This is a genomic window from Labedella populi (assembly GCF_004078655.1).
GTDB classification, from domain to species: domain Bacteria; phylum Actinomycetota; class Actinomycetes; order Actinomycetales; family Microbacteriaceae; genus Labedella; species Labedella populi.
Map to the genome: position 1 here is coordinate 566837 of NZ_RZNC01000002.1, position 17449 is coordinate 584285.

Sequence of the window (17449 nt, forward strand, 5' to 3'; positions counted from 1 at the left end):
CAGGACCAGGCCGACCAGGGGATCAGGCGGACCAGACCAGGCCGGCTAGAGGATCAGGCGGACCAGATCAGGCCGACCAGGGGATCAGGCGGACCAGATCAGGCGGACTAGATCAGGCCGACCAGGGGATCAGGCCGACGGCGGGGTGCTGCGTCGCCGCGTCCGGTTGCGTCGCCGCGGAGCACTGTTCCCGTCGTGGTGCTGCCGTCCACCGCCGTCATGAGTGCCGGTGGACGAGGCTCCTTCCGCAGCGGTACCGTCGTCAACCGAGACCGAGCCGGAGCGAGAGCGGGCGCCCTCGCTCCGGCGCTCGCCGCCGGCGGTGTCGGACCCGCCGCGGGAGCGCTGGCCGCGCCCCCCGCGCGGCGAGCGCTCGCCCGAGCCGCCGCTCGTGGCCGCACGCGGAGCGGCCGAGGGGGACGACCCGGGAAGTCGCCCCTTCGTCCCCGCCGGAATGTCGAGGTCCTCGAAGAGGTGGGGGGACGAGGAGTAGGTCTCCGTCGGCTCCGGTTGGCCGAAGTCGAGGGCGCGGTTGATGAGCGCCCACTTGTGAAGGTCGTCCCAATCGACGAAGGTCACGGCGATGCCCGTCTTGCCGGCCCGACCCGTCCGGCCCACGCGGTGGAGGTAGGTCTTCTCGTCCTCGGGGATCGTGTGGTTGATGACATGCGTCACATCGTCGACGTCGATGCCGCGGGCGGCGACGTCGGTGGCGATCAGGACGTCCTTCTTCCCGGCCTTGAACGCGGCCATGGCTCGCTCACGCTGCTCCTGACCGAGGTCGCCGTGAACGGCGGCCGCGTTGAAACCGCGGTCGTTGAGCTCCTCCACGAGCTTGGCCGCCGCACGCTTCGTGCGGGTGAAGATGACGGTCTTGCCGCGGCCCTCGGCCTGCAGGATGCGCGCGATGACCTCGTCCTTGTCGAGGGAGTGGGCCCGATAGATGAGGTGCTTGATGTTGGCCTGGGTGAGGCCCTCGTCCGGGTCCGAGGCGCGGATGTGGATCGGCTTGTTCATGAACCGTCGCGCGAGGGCGACGATCGGCCCCGGCATCGTGGCGGAGAACAGCATCGTGTGCCGCTCGGGCGGTGTCTTGGAGAAGAGCTTCTCGATGTCCGCGAGGAATCCGAGATCGAGCATCTTGTCGGCCTCGTCGAGGACCATCTCCTGGATCTGCGAGAAGTCCAGCAACCGCTGGTTGTTGAGGTCGATCAGTCGGCCGGGCGTTCCGACGACGAGCTGCGCCCCCGCCTTGATCTGCTCGATCTGGCCTTCGTACGCCTTGCCGCCGTAGATCGAGACGATCTTCGTGCCGCGGTTCGCGGCGGCGACCTCGAGGTCCTCCGTCACCTGGACGCAGAGTTCCCGGGTGGGGACGACGACGAGCGCCTTCACCCCCGGCTCAGGGTTCGCGCCGAGGCGCTGCAGGATCGGGAGCCCGAAACCGAACGTCTTGCCCGTGCCGGTCTTGGCCTGGCCGATGATGTCCTGTCCGCTGAGCCCCAGGGGGATCGTCTGCTCCTGGATGGGGAAGGGGGAGAGAATGTTCTTTGCTGCGAGGGCGTCGACCATGTCCTGGTCGACCCCGAGATCACGGAAATCCACGTTTTCGTTTGCCTGTCAGTGCGCGAGTTCGGTCTACGCCGATCTCTGTTAACGTCTGCGGCGTAGGTCCCGATCCGATGTCGGGAATCCCTCCAGACTATCGGACGCGATCGACGGCCGCCGGAAGAGCAGCGGGCGCGCCCTCGCCGCATCCGCCACGGCGGGCCGGACTCATCGGCTAAAGTTGCCTGGTGACATCCTGGTTCGGCCGACGCGGTCCTCGGAGGGAGACCCCGCGGCTACGTCCTCGAGGGTCCGGCCGCTCCGTGACTCGTGTGGAGTTCACGGATCTCCACCCCGATCCCGACAGCTATCTGGGGCGAGCTGCCCGCATCCAACTGGGCCATGTCGAGACCCTCGGTTCCCTCGTCGGCGCCTTCGAGCGCTTCGACGACAAGGAGCGCCTCTCCACGGCGGCCGGTTTCGCGCTCAGCAAGCATCAGGCGGTCGTCGCCGAGATCGAACGTCGAGACGGTGACGCGTCCACAGCGATGGCCGCGGTGGCGCCGTCCATCGACCACTTCCGTCGGATCACCCGCGGTGACGGGCCGCTCGAGTCCCTGCTGTCGTTCCACGTCACGTCCGGGTTGCTCGACGACCTCTTCATCGGGCTGGCCGCGAGCCTCCCGTCGGACCTCGGCCCGCGCGTCGGAACGCTCCTCGGCGCCGAGGCCGGGACGTCCGGAATCGTCGACATACTCGAGCGCGAGATCTCCGTGGACCGACGTACGGCGTCGTTCCTCGCGATGTGGGGTCGACGCCTCGTCGGCGACACTCTCCTCCTCGCTCGCGAGGTCGTCGACGGCGGGGGCCACCAGCACGGTGACGACGTCGAGCCCGTTTTCACGGAGCTCATCGCCTCGCACACCCGCCGGATGGACGCGCTCGGACTCACAGCCTGAACACGCGCCCGCGGTCGGGCCGCGGCCGTCAGCCGCCGAGTCGGACGAGCATCGCGTCGTCGGACTCGGAGCGCACGCGGCCGAGGACGATCGCGAGCACGGTCGCGATGACGGCCGCGAGCACGAGAGTGACCGCCCAGATCCAGCCGCCGTCCCATGGCCAGCCGAGCACGGTCAGCCCGAGCCAGACGACGGCCGACACGACGACCCCGATCGCGGGGACGAGCAGAACGCCGCGCTCACGACGCCACGGTGCGGCGTAGTGCGCGCCCAAGCCGATGATCGCACCGCCGAGGGTGACGAAGAGCAGCTCCACGGGTCAGGCGACGAAGCCGACGCGGCGCTGGTCTTCCGAACCCACCTCGACGTACGCGAGCCCGGCCGTCGGGATGATGAACAGGCTTCCCTTGGAGTCCGTCAGGCTGAAGTAGGAGCTCTTGTCGTCGAGTGCTGCCTGGATCGTCTTGCGGACGTCCGAGATGGACTCCGACGACTCGAAGCTCACTTCGCGGGGACTGTTCGCGATTCCGATACGGATTTCCACGGGGATGCCTTTCGATTGCCTGGATTACGACTCTACGACACCCTCCGCCGGCCCGCGCCGCGCATGGACTCGCCGTGAGCGAACAGTCGGGCCGAGGCTTGCCGCGCGGGCGACGAGGCGATGTCGGTGGGCCGGGCTAGCGTGATGGCGTGACTCCCGAGACCTCCGCGACCGAGACCGACTCCGGCCAGAAGAGCGCTCCCGACGTCCCTGTCGACGCGGGGGTCGTCGCGAGTGTCGGCGCCGATATTGACGCCGCTGCACGCATCGGTGCGCCGCTCCCGGAATCGGCACACGGGGGTGTGGCGACGGGCGGTGTCGACTCGCCCGTCGTGGTCCTCGATGAGGATCAGCGCCGCGTGGTGGCGGCCCCGCCGCGTGGGCACCTGGCGGTCCTCGGCGCACCCGGAACGGGCAAGACCACCGTGATCGTGGAGCTCGTCGCCGATCGCGTGCTCCGCTCCGGGTACGCGACCGACGAGATCCTCGTCCTCGCGGCCGACCGGCGGGCGGCGACGAGACTGCGCGACGTCCTGGCCGTGCGGGTGGGGATCCCCACGGCCGGCCCGCTCGCGCGGGCGCTCACGTCATTCGCGTTCGGGATCGTCGTCTCGGGCAACGCGGCGGACGGGCTCCCCGCGCCGCGCCTGCTCACGGGAGGCGAGCAAGACGCCATCATCGCCGACCTCCTCGTCGGCGACGACGAGGACGGTCGGAGCGGCGACTGGCCGGCGCACCTCGACGCCGACGTGCGGTGTCTCCCCGGCTTCCGCGGCGAGCTCCGCGAACTCATGGCCCGTGCGGTCGAGGCCCATGTCTCATCGGAGCGACTGACGGGGCTCGGCGACCTCCGCATGCGGCCGGAATGGCGAGCCGCCGGACGGTTCATCGGCCAGTACCACGACGTGGTGGACGCGTTCCGCGACCAGTTCTACGACTCGACCGAGCTCGTGCACCGCGCCACGGAGATCGTCGATTCCGCGGGACCGGACGGCACGGGGCTCGGCCCGTTCGCGCGGCTCAAGACCCTCGTCGTCGACGACGCAGAGGAATTGAGCGTGGCGGGTTCCGAACTGCTCGCGGCTCTTGCACGACGGGGAGTGGGGATCGTCGTGGCCGGAGACCCGGACGTCGCGGCCGGAGGGTTCCGCGGTGCGAGTCCCGATGTCGTCACCCGCTTGCCCAACGTGCTCGACGAGCCGGCGGCGAGCGTCGTGCTCGGCACGTCGTACCGTGGCTCGCGACAACTCGCCGACGTCTACGAGCGGGTCGTCGCGCGCGTCGGCACGGCGGGGGCCGGAACGCAGCGGCGGGTACGCAGGCCGACTCGGTCGGTGGAGGACTCGGTCCTCGTGACGACACCCTCGAGCGTGGCCGAGCAGGTCGCCATCATTGCTCGTGAGTTGCGTGAGAGACACGTGTTCGGCCGGGTCCCCTGGCACGACATGGCCGTCGTCGTGCGGAGCAGGTCGCAGATCGCGGCGCTCGAACGGGGCCTCGCAGGACTCGAGGTGCCGACGCGTGTGCTGGCGGGCGGCACCGCCTTACGTGACGAACCATCGGTCCGGGCCTTCGTGCTCGCCGCCCGCATCGCCCTCGGCGTGTGTGTCCTCGACGACGAGGCCGCCGGTGAACTCCTCACGAGTGTTCTCGGTGGATTCGACCGAGTCGAACTCCGGCGGTTGCGGGCTGCGCTCCGCCAGCGGGAGGCCGATGCCGGCGGCTCACGATCCGCTGCCGAACTCCTCGTCGAGGCGATGCAGCTCCCGGGGTCGCTGGCCGAGCTCGACACCCGTCACGGCCGCAAGGCGCAGTCGGTCGCCGACAACCTCCGCCGAGCGGCCGGCGCCGCTGAGCGGGGCGCAACGGCCGAGGAGCTGTTCTGGAGCCTGTGGGAGGGCACCCGCTTGGAACGCTCTCTCGTGGAGCAGTCGCGGGGGACGGGACTGGCCGCCGACGAGGCCAATCGGACCCTCGACGCGATTGTGGCGCTCTTCGCCGCCGCCCGTCGAGCCGTCGAACGCTCGCCGGGCGAGAGTCCCGCGCATTTCCTCGATCAGATCACCGAGTCCGACCTGCCGGAGGACACGCTCGCCCCACGAGCGGCCGGGTCCGCCGTGGTCATCACCACCCCGGTGGGCACGGTCGATCGTGACTTCGACACGGTCGTCGTCTGCGGACTCCAGGAGCACGGTTGGCCGAACATGCGGCAGCGTGGGACCCTTCTCGGGAGCGGCGACCTGGCGGATGCCGCCGCGGGGATCGAGCCGACCCCCTCGGATGCGCGAGCCCTCGTGCTGCACGACGAGCTTCGGCTGCTCGCGCGCACCGTGTCGCGGGCTCGCGAACGGCTCGTCGTGAGCGCGGTGGCCGGTGAAGACGCGTCGCCGAGCCCGTTCCTTCCCCTGTTCCCTCCTCCCACCGACGGGCTCGCCGAGCGTCACCCCCTCTCCTTGCGCGGACTCACCGGTCGGCTGCGGCGTGATCTCACGGTCGCCCTCGAGCGCGGCGAGCACGCGGTCGCCGAACGGGCGGCCGTCTCCCTCGCCCGGCTCGCCGAGAACGGCGTGGAGGGGGCATCCCCCGACGACTGGTCCGGTCTCCTCGACCTGTCGACCGACGCCCCGCTGGTGTCGAGAGACGAGACGGTACGCGTGTCGCCCTCGCGGGTCGAGGCCTTCCGGACCTGCGGGCTGCACTGGCTCATCGACGAGCTGGGGGGCTCCAACTCGACGGTCGCGTCCGGACTCGGCACGATCCTGCACGAGGTCGCGGAGACCCTCGAGAGCGCGGACGCCGACGAGATCTGGGCGGCGATGTCGACCCGCTGGAACGAGTTGCCGTTCGAGGCGGGTTGGCAAGCGCGCCTCGAAGAGGTGAAGGGCGCGGATCTCGCCCGCCGATTGGGGCTGTACGTCGCGAGTCGCGAAGCCCGGGGAGCCGCCGTCATCGGCAAGGAGGTCGCCTTCGAACTCCCGATTCCGCTCGTCGCCGAGGGCGGATCCGATGGTCCGCTCGACGGCGCCACGCGCCCCGGGGGAGAACACCCGACGCTCGCCGTGCTCCGCGGCACGATCGACCGCGTCGAACTCCTCGCGGACGGCTCGATCGACATCGTCGATCTCAAGACGGGGAAGAGCGAAGCGAAGACGAACGCCGGCGTCGTCGACAACCCGCAACTGGGCGCGTATCAGCTCGCGTTCTCCGAGGGTGCGGTGCCCGGCACCGAGGGGCGCGAGGGCGCAGGTGCGAAGCTCGTCGTGCTCGCCGGGACGGCGAAGACCAAGCCGTTCTACGAACCACGACAGGCTCCCTTCACGGCCGAGCAGGCGGCGGCGTTCCGGGAGGAGATCGCCCGGACGGCTCTCGAGATGGCGGGGGCGGAATTCCCCGCGCATGTGTCGTCGCACTGCCTCGAGCCGTTCTCGTTCGGCCGATGCCGCATCCATGTCGTCAAGGCGGTGACCTCGTGACGCCCGCTCGGATCGCCGCCGTCTCGATCGCAGAACTGCTCGGGCTGCCCTCACCGACGTCGGAGCAGGTTGCGGTCATCGAGTCGCCGTCCGCGCCCTCGTTGGTCGTCGCCGGCGCGGGCAGCGGCAAGACCGAGACGATGGCGAACCGCGCGGTCTGGCTCGTCGCCAATGGTGAAGCGGCGCCGTCCGAGATCCTCGGGCTCACCTTCACCCGGAAGGCCGCCGGAGAACTCGCGGAGCGTGTGCAGCGCAGGCTGCAGGACGGGCTCACGGCCGGTGTCGTCGACGTGAGCGCGGATGACGTGTTCGACCGCCCCACCGTGGCGACCTACAACTCCTTCGCCGACGGATTGTTCCGGGAGAACGCGCTGCTCGTCGGCCGTGACCCGGAATCGGCGCTGCTCAATGACGCCGCGGCGTGGCGGCTCGCCCGGCGCGTCGTCGTCGAGCACGGTGACGACCGACTCGTCGGGATCGGCAAGTCGATCGACGCCGTGACCGAAGCCGTCGTCGGCCTCTCGCGGGCCCTCGCCGACAACATCGCCGAGGGCGACGACGTCCGGCGGCTCGTCGAGCAGTTCCGGCTGCTCGAGGACCTCCCGTACGGCGGGTCGAAGAGAACGCCGTACGCCAAGGTCCTCGAAGCGGTCCAGACCGTCGGCTCTCTCGATCCGCTCACGGACCTCGCCGAGCGCTTCGCCGAGGAGAAGCGACGTCGAGGGCTCGTCGAGTTCTCCGATCAGGTCGCCCTCGCTCTCGCGGCCTGCGAGCGCGACCCCTCGATCGTGGCGGCGACACGGCGTCGATTCCGCGCCGTGATCCTCGACGAGTACCAGGACACCTCCGTCGTGCAGACGCGGCTGCTGTCCCTCCTGTTCGCCGACCACTCGGTCATGGCCGTCGGCGATCCGCACCAGTCGATCTACGGGTGGCGAGGAGCGAGTGCCGACAATCTCTCGCGATTCTCGAACGACTTCGCTCGCTCGACCGCTGTGGAGTCGTTCACGTTGTCCACGAGCTGGCGCAATGACACCGTCATCCTCGATGCCGCGAACACCCTCGTGGAACCGCTACGCGGCGGGCAATCCGTGCCCGTGCCCGAACTCGCCGCGCGACCGGGGGTGGGCGCGGGAGCGCTCGACGTCGTCTTCGAGGAGACGATCGACGAGGAGGCGTCACGAGTGGCGGGGTGGATGGCCGATGTCGTGCGCGGCGGTCGGAATGCGGTGACGCCGCCCACCGCGGCCATCCTGTTCCGTGCCCGGCGGCACATGGACCTCTTCGCACGAGCTCTGGCCGACCGGGGAGTGCCGCACCGCATCCTCGGGCTCGGCGGTCTGTTGTCCTCGCCGGAGATCACCGACCTTGTGGCAGCGCTCCGCGTCTGTCATGACCCATCCGCGGGATCCTCCCTCATCCGGGTGCTGTCAGGCCCGCGCTGGCGCATCGGCGTCCGTGACCTGCGCGAGTTGCGGGGGCTCGCCTCATGGCTCGAGCGACGTGATGTGCGGTCGTCCCGATTGAGCGAGGAAGTGATCGAACGGATTCGCGCGTCGGTCGCCGCGGACGGCTCGGTCTCGATCGTGGATGCGCTCGACGCATTGAGGGACATGCCGGACACGCACGTCGCGCTCTCGGGACTCAGCCCGGAGGGACTCTCGCGTCTTCGCGAGGCCGCTCACCTCTTCCGACTGTTCCGCAGCCGAGCGGGGGCTCCCGTCCTCGATTTCATCGCGCTCGTCACGTCCGGACTTCGCCTCGACCTCGAGGTCGTCGCAAACTCCTCACGATCGACGCTGCGGACGGCGAACTCCCGTCTCCACGCCTTCACCGACGAGGTGTCGTCGTTCCTGGCGAGTGAGGAGAATCCGACCCTCGGGAGCGTCCTGTCGTGGATCGAGCGCGCGGAGACGCAGGACATGATGGGTCCTCGGACGGAACCGCCCGAGCCCGGCGAAGTCCAGCTCCTCACGATGCACGGCTCGAAAGGCCTCGAATGGGACGCCGTCGCAGTCGTCCGAATGGTCGAGCGCGAGTTTCCGGGTGAGTCGAAGGAAGGGAAGGGCTGGGTCTCCTTCGGCACGCTTCCGTACGACTTCCGCGGCGACTCCGCCGAGCTACCCGTCTTCGCCTGGCGGAAGGCCGAGACCCAGCAGGAGGTCAACGAGGCGCTCGGGCGCTTCTCGGAGGACCTCGCCGCTCGGCACGCGCTCGAGGAGCGCCGCCTCGCCTACGTCGCCCTCACGCGTGCACGCTCGCGCCTGCTGCTCAGCGGGTCGTTCTGGGGCGAGCACACGGCCCCTAGAGGGCCGGGCGTATTCCTCCGGGACCTCGAGGCCGCGGGTGTCGTCGAGCCTCTCCCTGCAGCCCCCCTCTCTGCCGAGAATCCCCTCGCCGACGAGGATGACATCCTCGTGTGGCCCGGAGATCCGCTCGGTGCGCGCCGCCGTTCGGTCGAACGCGCCGCTCATCTCGTCCGCTCGGTCGCAGAGGACGAACCGTCGGAGGAAGGCGCGACCGCCGGGGCCTATGCCGAGACGATCGACTTGCTCCTCGCCGAGAGAGCGAGCCTCGCGCGGCCCGGTCGCCGCGAGATCCCGACCCGGATCGCCGCGTCGCGGTTCAAGGATTACCTGAGCGACCCGGACGCGGTGATCTCGGCGATAGAGCGCCCCGTCCCGGAACGGCCGTACCGGCAGACACTTCTCGGCACGCTCTTCCACGCCTGGGTGGAGCGGCGCTTCTCCGCGACGGGCTCGCCGGAGGCGATCGACGCCTCGCTCGACGAGAGGGATCTCGACCTCGACCTCCTCGGCGGTCCCGGTGCTCACGGTGAGGGGGGAGACGCCGGCGGATTCGGCGGATTCGCAGGAGATCCGGGGGAGGACGCGGTCGCCCTGGCGGCGCTCCAGGAACGGTTCGAGGCATCGGAATGGGCCGATCTCCGGCCTATCGAGGTGGAGCGTGAGATCCACATGATGATCGCGGGACGCATCGTGGTCTGCAAGCTCGACGCCGTCTACGAGCGCGACGGCCGACGGCAGATCGTCGATTGGAAGACGGGCCGGCCGCCGCGGAACGACGCTGAGCTCGAGGAACGGCAGATCCAGTTGGCGTTGTACCGGCTCGCCTACGCGGAGTGGGCCGGGGTCGATCCCGAGGAGGTCGACGCCGTCTTCTACTACGTGACGGAGGACCGAGTGATACGCCCCGAGAGGTTCTACTCCGAGCCGGAGTTGCGGTCTCGTTGGGAGCGGGCGGTGGGATCGGCTGCGTCGAGCTGATCGCCCCCCGAGCGGATCCAACCGGTCGTGTCGAGCTCGACCGTCTCGCGAATGCTCGCGCGGCGACGCCGCTCACGCTCCTCAGCGCTCATCGTGGTGCGGGCTCGCTCAGCGGGTTCGGAATCGTCTGAACCTGCTGCGTCGGCGTGGGCGTCGGCTGCGCCGCGGCCCTCGACGACGGCGATCGGCCCGGTCTCGGCGTCCTGGATCGCCGCTGCATCCGATTCCTCCGCGCGATCGGTCATCACGCTCTCGAGCTCTGACCGGTCGTACGAGTCCGTCTCGAGACCCGTTCCACCTCCAGCGGCCGACGTCCGGGGCGTGCGTGCGAGCAGCGTCTCGACGTCGTCGACCGACAGCACGGGACCCGTGTGCTGGGACAGCGGGTGCATCACGTCTCCGAGGACGTGCTCCACGAGTCCGTCGAGCATCGACACGGCGTCGTCGACGACAGCCCGGTCGTGCGTGTCCTTGCCGTGCAGAAGCCATCGGGCGAGTTCGAGCTCGGCGTAGAGCATCGCGCGCACGCGGATGCGCGCGTCGGGCGTCCGACTCGACGCCGCCGTGTATGCCGCGAAGACGCTGTCGGCGGCCTCTCCCGCGCCGGACAGCCAGTGGAGGTCGTGTGCAGGGTCCGACGAGCGGAGCCCGCTCCACCCGATCATGCCCACGACGATCTGACCGACCTCGTGCTCCGCGATGACGAAGGACTCGGCCGACACGGTTCCGTTGACGACCGTCGGATTGAACTGCCACAACGTGTCGTCGGCGATCGCATCGGTCCAGCGCGCACCGACGGCCGCCGGCAGCAGCCGAGTGGCGAGAGCACGATCGACGACGCTCGACGCCTCCCGGCGCGACTCCTCCGCCGACTGGTCGGGGAGCCCGGCTTCCCCGACGAACGAGCCGGGCAGTGCGTGCAACGCTGCGAGGGCGCCGCCGATCGACGTCGCGACGCCGTCGCCGGCGGGCAGAGCGTCGGCGCTCACCTGGACGCCGGGAATGAAGCTCGAGACGACGGCACGGGTGTCGCCCGCCGGCGTCTGGCCGAGCACGGTCGGGACGGTGAAGGGCAAGCGGCTGCGGATCCCATCGGTCAGCGCCGCGAGAGCGAGCAGTTCCCGCGCTTGCTCGGTCTCGGCGCGCTGCGACGTCGGCACGCGCACGACCACCTCGAGCTCCTCGGCGGTGCGCAGGAGCGCGGAGTCGAAGTCGCCCGTCGCCCCGAGGCCGAGGGGGCCGCTTCCGACGACGGTCAAGCCAGGGACGGCCGACGTCGCGAGCGCGGCTAGAGTGAGGTGGGATCTGGCCATGCCTCCTAGGTTAGGTCGAGTGCCCCTGACCGGAGCCCGCGCCACGCCTGTCCGATTGGGGTTCGATGATCTCTCGTGTCCGCCCGCTGGGTGACTTCCCGCTGTCCCGCTCGGCCCTCGACCGGGACGAGGTGGCTCGGACCAGCCAGGACTTCCTGTCGTCGGCGCTCGACGACCCGTCGACCCGCGTGGTCCGGCTCCGCGGCGGCCGCCTCCCCATCCGAGCCGACGCCATCGTGTTCGAGGAGGTGGGCTCCGTCGCACGACCGGACCCTGAAGAGGTCGTGTACCTCGGCCGCACGCTAGCCGACGAGGGGGGAGTGGCCGCCGGGATTCCCGTCCTCCTCCTGACAGAGGGCGACGCGCCGTCCGACCGGACGTCCGCGCGGGCGGCGGACGACGGCGAGTGGATGAGCCCGCGCGACGTCGCCCACCGGCTTTCGGACCGCGACGCGGGCATCGCTGCCGAGGCGCTGGCCATCTCGAACTGGCATCGCGTGTCGCGGTTCTGCGCGAATTGCGGGGCCGCCACGAGCGTGAGACGATCCGGTTGGATGCGCGCGTGTCCGCAGTGCCACGCCGAGCACTTCCCCCGGACGGATCCAGCGGTCATCGTCCGGATCGTTCACGACGACCGCATCCTGCTCGGATCGAGCGTGCTCTGGCCGGAGGGGCGCTACTCCCTGCTCGCGGGCTTCGTCGAGGCCGGCGAGTCGCTCGAAGCGGCGGTGCTCCGGGAGGTGCACGAGGAGTCGGGCATGCGGTTGGGTGCGCCGACCTACCTCGGTTCGCAACCCTGGCCGTTCCCGCGATCGATCATGTTCGGCTTCCACGCGGAATTGGCCGATGGTCAAGACCCGGCCGACGTCCGTCCGGATGAGGACGAACTGGCCGACGTCCGTTGGTTCACACGAGCGGAGCTGACCTCCGGCACGTCGGACGTCACCCTGCCGGGTAGCACATCGATCGCGCGTGCCATCATCGACGACTGGATCGCGAACGGCACGGATCCCGGGAATGGCGCTGATCTCTCGAACCGCACGCGTCCCTCGAACGGCGCTGGCCCCTCGAACGGCGCGATCGGATCGTGACCGTCGATCTCCTCGCCGGGTTGGACGAGCAGCAGAGGACGGCGGCCGAAGCGCTCCGCGGACCGGTGTGCATCCTCGCCGGCGCCGGTACCGGGAAGACGCGGGCGATCACCCACCGCATCGCGCACGGAGTCGCGACCGGGACCTACGCGCCGAACCGTGTGCTCGCGCTGACCTTCACCGCGCGCGCCGCCGCGGAATTGAAGTCGCGGCTCCGGGGTCTCGGCGCCGGGGGAGTGTCGGCGCGCACCTTCCACGCTGCAGCGCTCAGCCAGCTCGGCTACTTCTGGCCGCAAGTCGTCGGGGGCACACTTCCGCAGGTCGTCACGAAGAAGGCGACCCTCTTGGCTCACGCGGCCGACCGGGCACGCATCGCCGTCGACACCGCGACCCTCCGCGATGTGGCCTCGGAGATCGAATGGCGGAAGATCACGGGGCGGGGGATCGACGACTACGCCGCGGCAGGGCGGCCAGCGCCCGGTTCGCTCACGACCGACATGGTCATCGACCTGCAGCGCGCGTACGAGTCGCTCAAGGACGAGCGGCGGCAGTTCGACTTCGAGGATGTGCTCCTCGCGTGCGCCGGCATGCTCGAGCAGGAGCCTCGAGTAGCCCTCCAGGTGCGTGAGCAGTACCGCTTCTTCGTCGTCGATGAGTACCAGGACGTCTCGCCGGCGCAGCAGAGACTCCTCGAGCTCTGGCTCGGCGACCGTCGTGACGTCTGCGTCGTGGGTGACGCGAGCCAGACGATCTACTCGTTCGCGGGGGCGTCGTCCTCCTACCTGCTCGACTTCGAGCGCGCGCACGAGGACGCCCTCGTCGTCCGTCTCGAGCACAACTACCGCTCCTCCCGCTCCGTCGTCGACACGGCGAACCGACTCATGCGTGGCCGCCCGGGCGCCCTGTCTCTGACGGCCGCGCCCGGATCGGCGGAGGACGTCGCGGGCGAGTTCGAGTCCGGACTGCCGGCGGGATCCGTGTACTCCGACGACTCCGCGGAAGCGTCAGGGGTCGCGGACGCGGTCGCCGGCCTCGTCCGCTCCGGCACTCCGGCATCCGACATCGCGGTGCTTTACCGCATCAACGTCCAGGCGGCCGCCATCGAACGCGCGCTCGCGGACCGTGGCATCACCTCTCACGTGCGCGGTGCGACGCGCTTCTTCGACCTGCCCGAGGTCAAGCAGGCGATCCTCGCCCTTCGAGGCGCCTCCGTCGCCGTCACGGGAGAGCCGCTCTTCAAATCGGTGAGTGACGTGCTCCGATCGCTCGGATGGACGCATGTGGCCCCGGAGCAGCGTGGTGCCGTGCGGGACCGGTGGGAGGCGCTCAACGCGATCATGGGGCTCGTCGACAGTGCCGCCCCCGACACGACGTTGCGCCAGTTCACGGACGAGCTCCTCGAGCGCCAATCCGCGCAGCACGAACCGACGCTCGATGCCGTGACGCTCGCCACGCTGCACGCATCCAAGGGTCTCGAGTGGGACACGGTCTTCCTCGTGGGGCTCTCGGAGGGGCTCGTCCCGATCAGCTACGCGAAGTCGTTCGATCAGATCGACGAGGAGCGCCGTCTGCTCTACGTCGGTGTCACGCGGGCACGTCGTCGACTCCGAGTGTCCTGGGCGCAGTACGGCGCACGGTCGACGATGCCGCGCGAACCGTCTCGCTTCCTCGCAGAGATCGGCATCCGCACTCCGGATGCGCGCGGTGCCGGTGGACGACGGGGATCGGCGAATCGTTGATCTCGAGCGAACGATCGATGAGGACGTCCCGCGAGTCGGGGGTGCGCGTCGAGACGAGGCGGAGCGCGAGCGAGGCGATCTCCGACACGAAGGGACCGGTCTCCCGAGGGGAGACTCGACCCTCGAGCTGACTCGCGATCGCGGGCCAGGCGGCGTCCGCGTCCGAGCGGGCGCGATCGAGGCAGTACAGACAGGGTCCCGATCCGGGGCGGACGAACGGGCCGACGGTCGTGGACCGGTCGCCGTGGACGATGGCGAGATGGTCGACGTCGCGGTTCAGCCAGCGCGCGTACCGCGAGGGAGGAACGGAGTAGCGGGCGACGATGACCGCGACCTCTGCGAGATCGACGTCCGTGACCACCTCGAGGCGATCGTCCGACACCGCGAGTTCGGCGATGCGGGCGGCGGTGGGGCCGCGGCCGTCGATCGCGAGCCGGATGCGGGGCGCCCGAGCGCCGTCTCGCGTGAGCGCCGCGGAGACTCGTCGGGTCAGTCGTTCGGCGTCCGCGGAGGTGCCGCCGGCATGCCGCGCGAGGACGGCGAGGGCTGCGGGCGTGGTCCCGGCGATGAGCGCCGAGACGAGTCGCTCGTCGAGCGGTGAGATGTCGTCGAGGACCACGGCGTCGCGGCCGAGCCCGAATTGCAACGTCGTCGGCGTGCGCCAGACGACGCACCGGTTCTCATCGATGCGCAGGATCATGCGGACATGGTGACCCACGGAGCCCGTCGGAGGGAGCCGCTCTCCACAGGCTCTTCCACGCCGTACCGGCCCCGCGAGGGGGAACCGCTCACACGTGCGGTGGCGGATCCTCCCTCGGCGATCCGCCGTCGGCGGCGCCGCCGTCGACGGCGCGCCCGTCGACGTCCCCGTGACCGGCGCCGCCACGCCCCTCACCACGCAGCAGGGCCTCGAGAGCCGTGTCCATCTCGTCGAGTTCCGGCTCCTCGCCGCGGGCTTTCGCCTCGAGGGCGGCGATGAGACGGCTCGGATCGTCGATGTCGGACGCGACGGGCATGAGATCCGGGTGCGACCACAATGAGTCGCGCAGGTCCGGACCCACGGCGTCGGTGACGGCTTGCCACATGGCCGCGGCTTCCCGGAGTCTGCGGGGCCGCAGCTCGAGCCCGACGAGGGTGGCGAACGCCGACTCCGCCGGACCGCCCGTCGCACGACGGCGGCGCACGGTCTCGGCGACGGCGTCGGCGTTCGGAAGACGTCGGGTTGCGGACGCGGTGATGACGTCCACCCACCCCTCGACCAGGGCGAGCGTGGTCTCGAGTCGCGCGAGCGTCGCGAGTTGCGACTCGCTCTTCGGCGGAATCAGGGAACCGTCCACGAGAGCGGCCCTCAACTCCTCGGGGTTCGACGGATCGAATCCCTCGGCCAACGACTCGAGACGCACGGTGTCGACGCGGATGCCACGTGCGAACTCCGTGATCGAGGAGATGAGGTGGAGGCGCAGCCAACGGGCGTGCCGGAACAGTCGCGCGTGCGCGAGTTCGCGGACGGCGAGGTACAAGTGCACTTGGTCGTCCGAGAGTTCGAGGCCCTCGCCGAAGGCCCGGACGTTCTGCGGGATGATCGCCGCGACGTTGTCGTCGAGGAGGGGGATGCCGACGTCGCCGCCGGACACCACCTCCGTCGACAACTGGCCGACGACCTGACCCAATTGCATCGCGAACATCGTGCCGCCGATGCCGCGGAGCATCTTGCTCGCGCCGGCGATCATGCTCTGCAGCTCCTCGGGAGCCTGCTCCTCGAGAACGCGTGTGAGGGCGTCGGAGATGCTCGTCGCGACCGGCTCTGCGAGTTGCGCCCACACGGGCATGCTCGCACGCACCCACTCGGCCCGCGTCAGCAGTCGCGGCTCCTGCGTCAACTCGGTGATGTTCGTCGCGTCGGCGAGCCACAACGAGGCGACGTGGAAGGCCTGCTCGAGTGCGAATCGCTCATCGGTCGACGAGGAGGTCGCACCGGTCGTCGCAATCGTCGTCGCCTGGTCGGTCGAGACCTTCCAGTCGATACCGTCGCCCTGGTTCTGGAGCGCGGCCTGGAACTGGGCCATCATGGCGGCGAGGGCCGTCGGGTCGGAGGGGAGACCCGCGACGCCGGCGAGCCGGCTCGGGTCGACTCCGCCCTGTCCGGACAGCAGGTCGCGGAGCATGTCGCGCAGTTCGTCCTCGGGGGACTTGTCGTCGTCTTCAGCCATCTCGGTCACCTTCCAGCGAGCACCGTGTCGGGCCATCTACGCTAGTCGCTGAACCTGACGGAAAGTCGTGGCACGGGCAGGGGGTCGTCCGCCCGCCGCGAACACCGCAGAAAGGACCCCCCTCCGTGTCTCTCTTCGCCGACGATCCCGTCGTGCCCGCCGACACACGCCCGCGTCGACGGGTGACCGCCGGCGGGGTCGCACTCGTCGTCGCGTTCGTACTCCTCGCAGCGCTCGCCCTCGCCCCGAGCCCCTACGTCATCCAGCAGCCCGGCCCCGTCTTCGACACGCTCGGCAGTGTCCCGACGGGTGAGGAAGGCGAAGACGTTCCCATGATCGAGATCTCCGGGACCGAGACCTTCGAGACCGAGGGCTCGCTCGACATGCTCACGGTGAGCGTGGTCGGCACTCCTGAGCAGCGCCCGAACTGGTTCGAGGTCGCGACGTCGTGGTTCGACTCCAGCAAGGCCGTGCTCCCCATCGATGCCGTCTACCCGCCCGGGACGACGTCCGAGCAGCGTGACGAAGAGAACGCCGCCCTCATGACCGACTCTCAACAGACCGCCGTCGCGGCTGCGCTCCGTGCCCTCGACTACGACATCGAGGAGGAGGTCGTCGTCGCCGACATCCCGGAGGGCGCTCCCGCCGAGGGGCGGCTCGAAGTCGGAGACGTCATCCTGCGCGCCAACGGCGAGGCCGTGGACACCGAGGCCACGCTGCGACGGATCATCGCGGACAACGGTCCCTCGCGCGCGGTCTCCTTCGACGTCCGCCGCGACGGTGCCGACGAGACCGTCGACGTCACACCGGCGGAACAGACCCTCGACGACGGGAGCTCGAGCGTCGCCGTTGGCATCGTCCCGTCGAGTACCTACGAGTTCCCCTTCGACGTCTCCATCCAGCTCGAGAACGTCGGTGGTCCGAGCGCGGGGATGATGTTCGCGCTCGGGATCATCGACAAGGTCACGGAGGGCCCGCTGACCGACGGCCGATCGATCGCCGGCACCGGCACGATCAACGACGAAGGTTCCGTCGGCGCCATCGGGGGAATCCGACAGAAGCTTTACGGCGCCGACGACGCCGGAGCGGAGTTCTTCCTGGCTCCGGCCACCAACTGCGACGAGGTCGTCGACCACGTGCCCGGCGACCTCGACGTGATTCCCGTCGCGACGCTCGACGAGGCCCTCGACGCTCTCGCGGCGGTCGGCGGCGACGGCGACGTGGAAGCGTTACCCACGTGTGAAGACGTCCTCGCGGGCTGACTGTCAGGCATCGCACGTAGGAT

11 protein-coding genes are annotated in these 17449 nt (G+C 70.0%); 6 read left to right on the forward strand and 5 right to left on the reverse strand.

All coding sequences use genetic code 11. The features are described from left to right. Nucleotides 1-129 precede the first annotated feature (129 nt). On the reverse strand, nucleotides 130-1572 hold the full coding sequence (locus tag ELQ92_RS08290; protein ID WP_208004293.1) for a DEAD/DEAH box helicase: 1443 nt from the start codon (nucleotides 1570-1572) through the stop codon (nucleotides 130-132). 299 nt (nucleotides 1573-1871) lie between these two features. Between ELQ92_RS08290 and ELQ92_RS08295 the strand changes: the two genes are divergently transcribed. Next, nucleotides 1872-2507 carry a ferritin-like fold-containing protein gene (locus ELQ92_RS08295; RefSeq protein ID WP_243694930.1) on the forward strand — a complete coding sequence of 212 codons (636 nt, stop codon included), beginning with the start codon at nucleotides 1872-1874 and terminating at the stop codon, nucleotides 2505-2507. Between the two features lie 28 nt (nucleotides 2508-2535). Here ELQ92_RS08295 and ELQ92_RS08300 read toward each other — a convergent pair whose 3' ends face one another. After that, nucleotides 2536-2823, reverse strand: a complete 288-nt coding sequence (locus tag ELQ92_RS08300; protein WP_128498498.1) for a hypothetical protein — start codon at nucleotides 2821-2823, stop codon at nucleotides 2536-2538. Nucleotides 2824-2826: 3 nt separating this feature from the next. Continuing rightward, nucleotides 2827-3051 (reverse strand): DUF3107 domain-containing protein, encoded by a 225-nt coding sequence (locus ELQ92_RS08305; RefSeq protein ID WP_128495740.1) that lies wholly within the window; start codon nucleotides 3049-3051, stop codon nucleotides 2827-2829. 149 nt (nucleotides 3052-3200) lie between these two features. Here ELQ92_RS08305 and ELQ92_RS08310 point away from each other — a divergent pair, with 149 nt between their 5' ends. Continuing rightward, a complete protein-coding gene (locus tag ELQ92_RS08310; RefSeq protein WP_128498499.1) occupies nucleotides 3201-6524 on the forward strand; it encodes an ATP-dependent helicase in 3324 nt (1107 codons plus the stop codon). After that, nucleotides 6521-9811: an ATP-dependent DNA helicase gene (locus ELQ92_RS08315; protein WP_243694931.1), complete on the forward strand. Its 3291-nt coding sequence runs from the start codon at nucleotides 6521-6523 to the stop codon at nucleotides 9809-9811. The genes ELQ92_RS08310 and ELQ92_RS08315 overlap by 4 nt, the downstream gene beginning before the upstream one ends. Here ELQ92_RS08315 and ELQ92_RS08320 read toward each other — a convergent pair. Then, on the reverse strand, nucleotides 9748-11124 hold the full coding sequence (locus ELQ92_RS08320) for a phosphotransferase (protein WP_208004280.1): 1377 nt from the start codon (nucleotides 11122-11124) through the stop codon (nucleotides 9748-9750). The two genes, ELQ92_RS08315 and ELQ92_RS08320, sit on opposite strands and share 64 nt — an antisense overlap. Before the next feature lie 65 nt (nucleotides 11125-11189). Between ELQ92_RS08320 and nudC the strand changes: the two genes are divergently transcribed. Beyond that, entirely contained in the window at nucleotides 11190-12215 is a 1026-nt protein-coding gene (gene nudC, locus ELQ92_RS08325; RefSeq protein WP_128498501.1) for an NAD(+) diphosphatase, read from the forward strand. Then, nucleotides 12212-13954: an ATP-dependent helicase gene (locus ELQ92_RS08330; RefSeq protein WP_128498502.1), complete on the forward strand. Its 1743-nt coding sequence runs from the start codon at nucleotides 12212-12214 to the stop codon at nucleotides 13952-13954. The genes nudC and ELQ92_RS08330 overlap by 4 nt, the downstream gene beginning before the upstream one ends. A 788-nt stretch (nucleotides 13955-14742) precedes the next feature. On the opposite strand, the gene ELQ92_RS08335 is transcribed toward ELQ92_RS08330, so the two are convergent. Beyond that, complete coding sequence (locus ELQ92_RS08335) at nucleotides 14743-16164, reverse strand: zinc-dependent metalloprotease (RefSeq protein WP_128498503.1); 1422 nt, start codon at nucleotides 16162-16164, stop codon at nucleotides 14743-14745. Between the two features lie 125 nt (nucleotides 16165-16289). Here ELQ92_RS08335 and ELQ92_RS08340 point away from each other — a divergent pair, with 125 nt between their 5' ends. Then, nucleotides 16290-17426: a YlbL family protein gene (locus ELQ92_RS08340; RefSeq protein ID WP_128498504.1), complete on the forward strand. Its 1137-nt coding sequence runs from the start codon at nucleotides 16290-16292 to the stop codon at nucleotides 17424-17426. Nucleotides 17427-17449 lie beyond the last annotated feature (23 nt).

What these genes read in the sequence shown, in the direction of transcription:
- nudC (WP_128498501.1), top strand. Translation starts at nt 11,190, where the DNA reads ATGATCTCTCGTGTCCGCCCGCTGGGTGACTTCCCGCTGTCCCGCTCG.
- ELQ92_RS08320 (WP_208004280.1), bottom strand. Translation starts at nt 11,124, where the DNA reads ATGGCCAGATCCCACCTCACTCTAGCCGCGCTCGCGACGTCGGCCGTC.
- ELQ92_RS08335 (WP_128498503.1), bottom strand. Translation starts at nt 16,164, where the DNA reads ATGGCTGAAGACGACGACAAGTCCCCCGAGGACGAACTGCGCGACATG.
- ELQ92_RS08290 (WP_208004293.1), bottom strand. Translation starts at nt 1,572, where the DNA reads ATGGTCGACGCCCTCGCAGCAAAGAACATTCTCTCCCCCTTCCCCATC.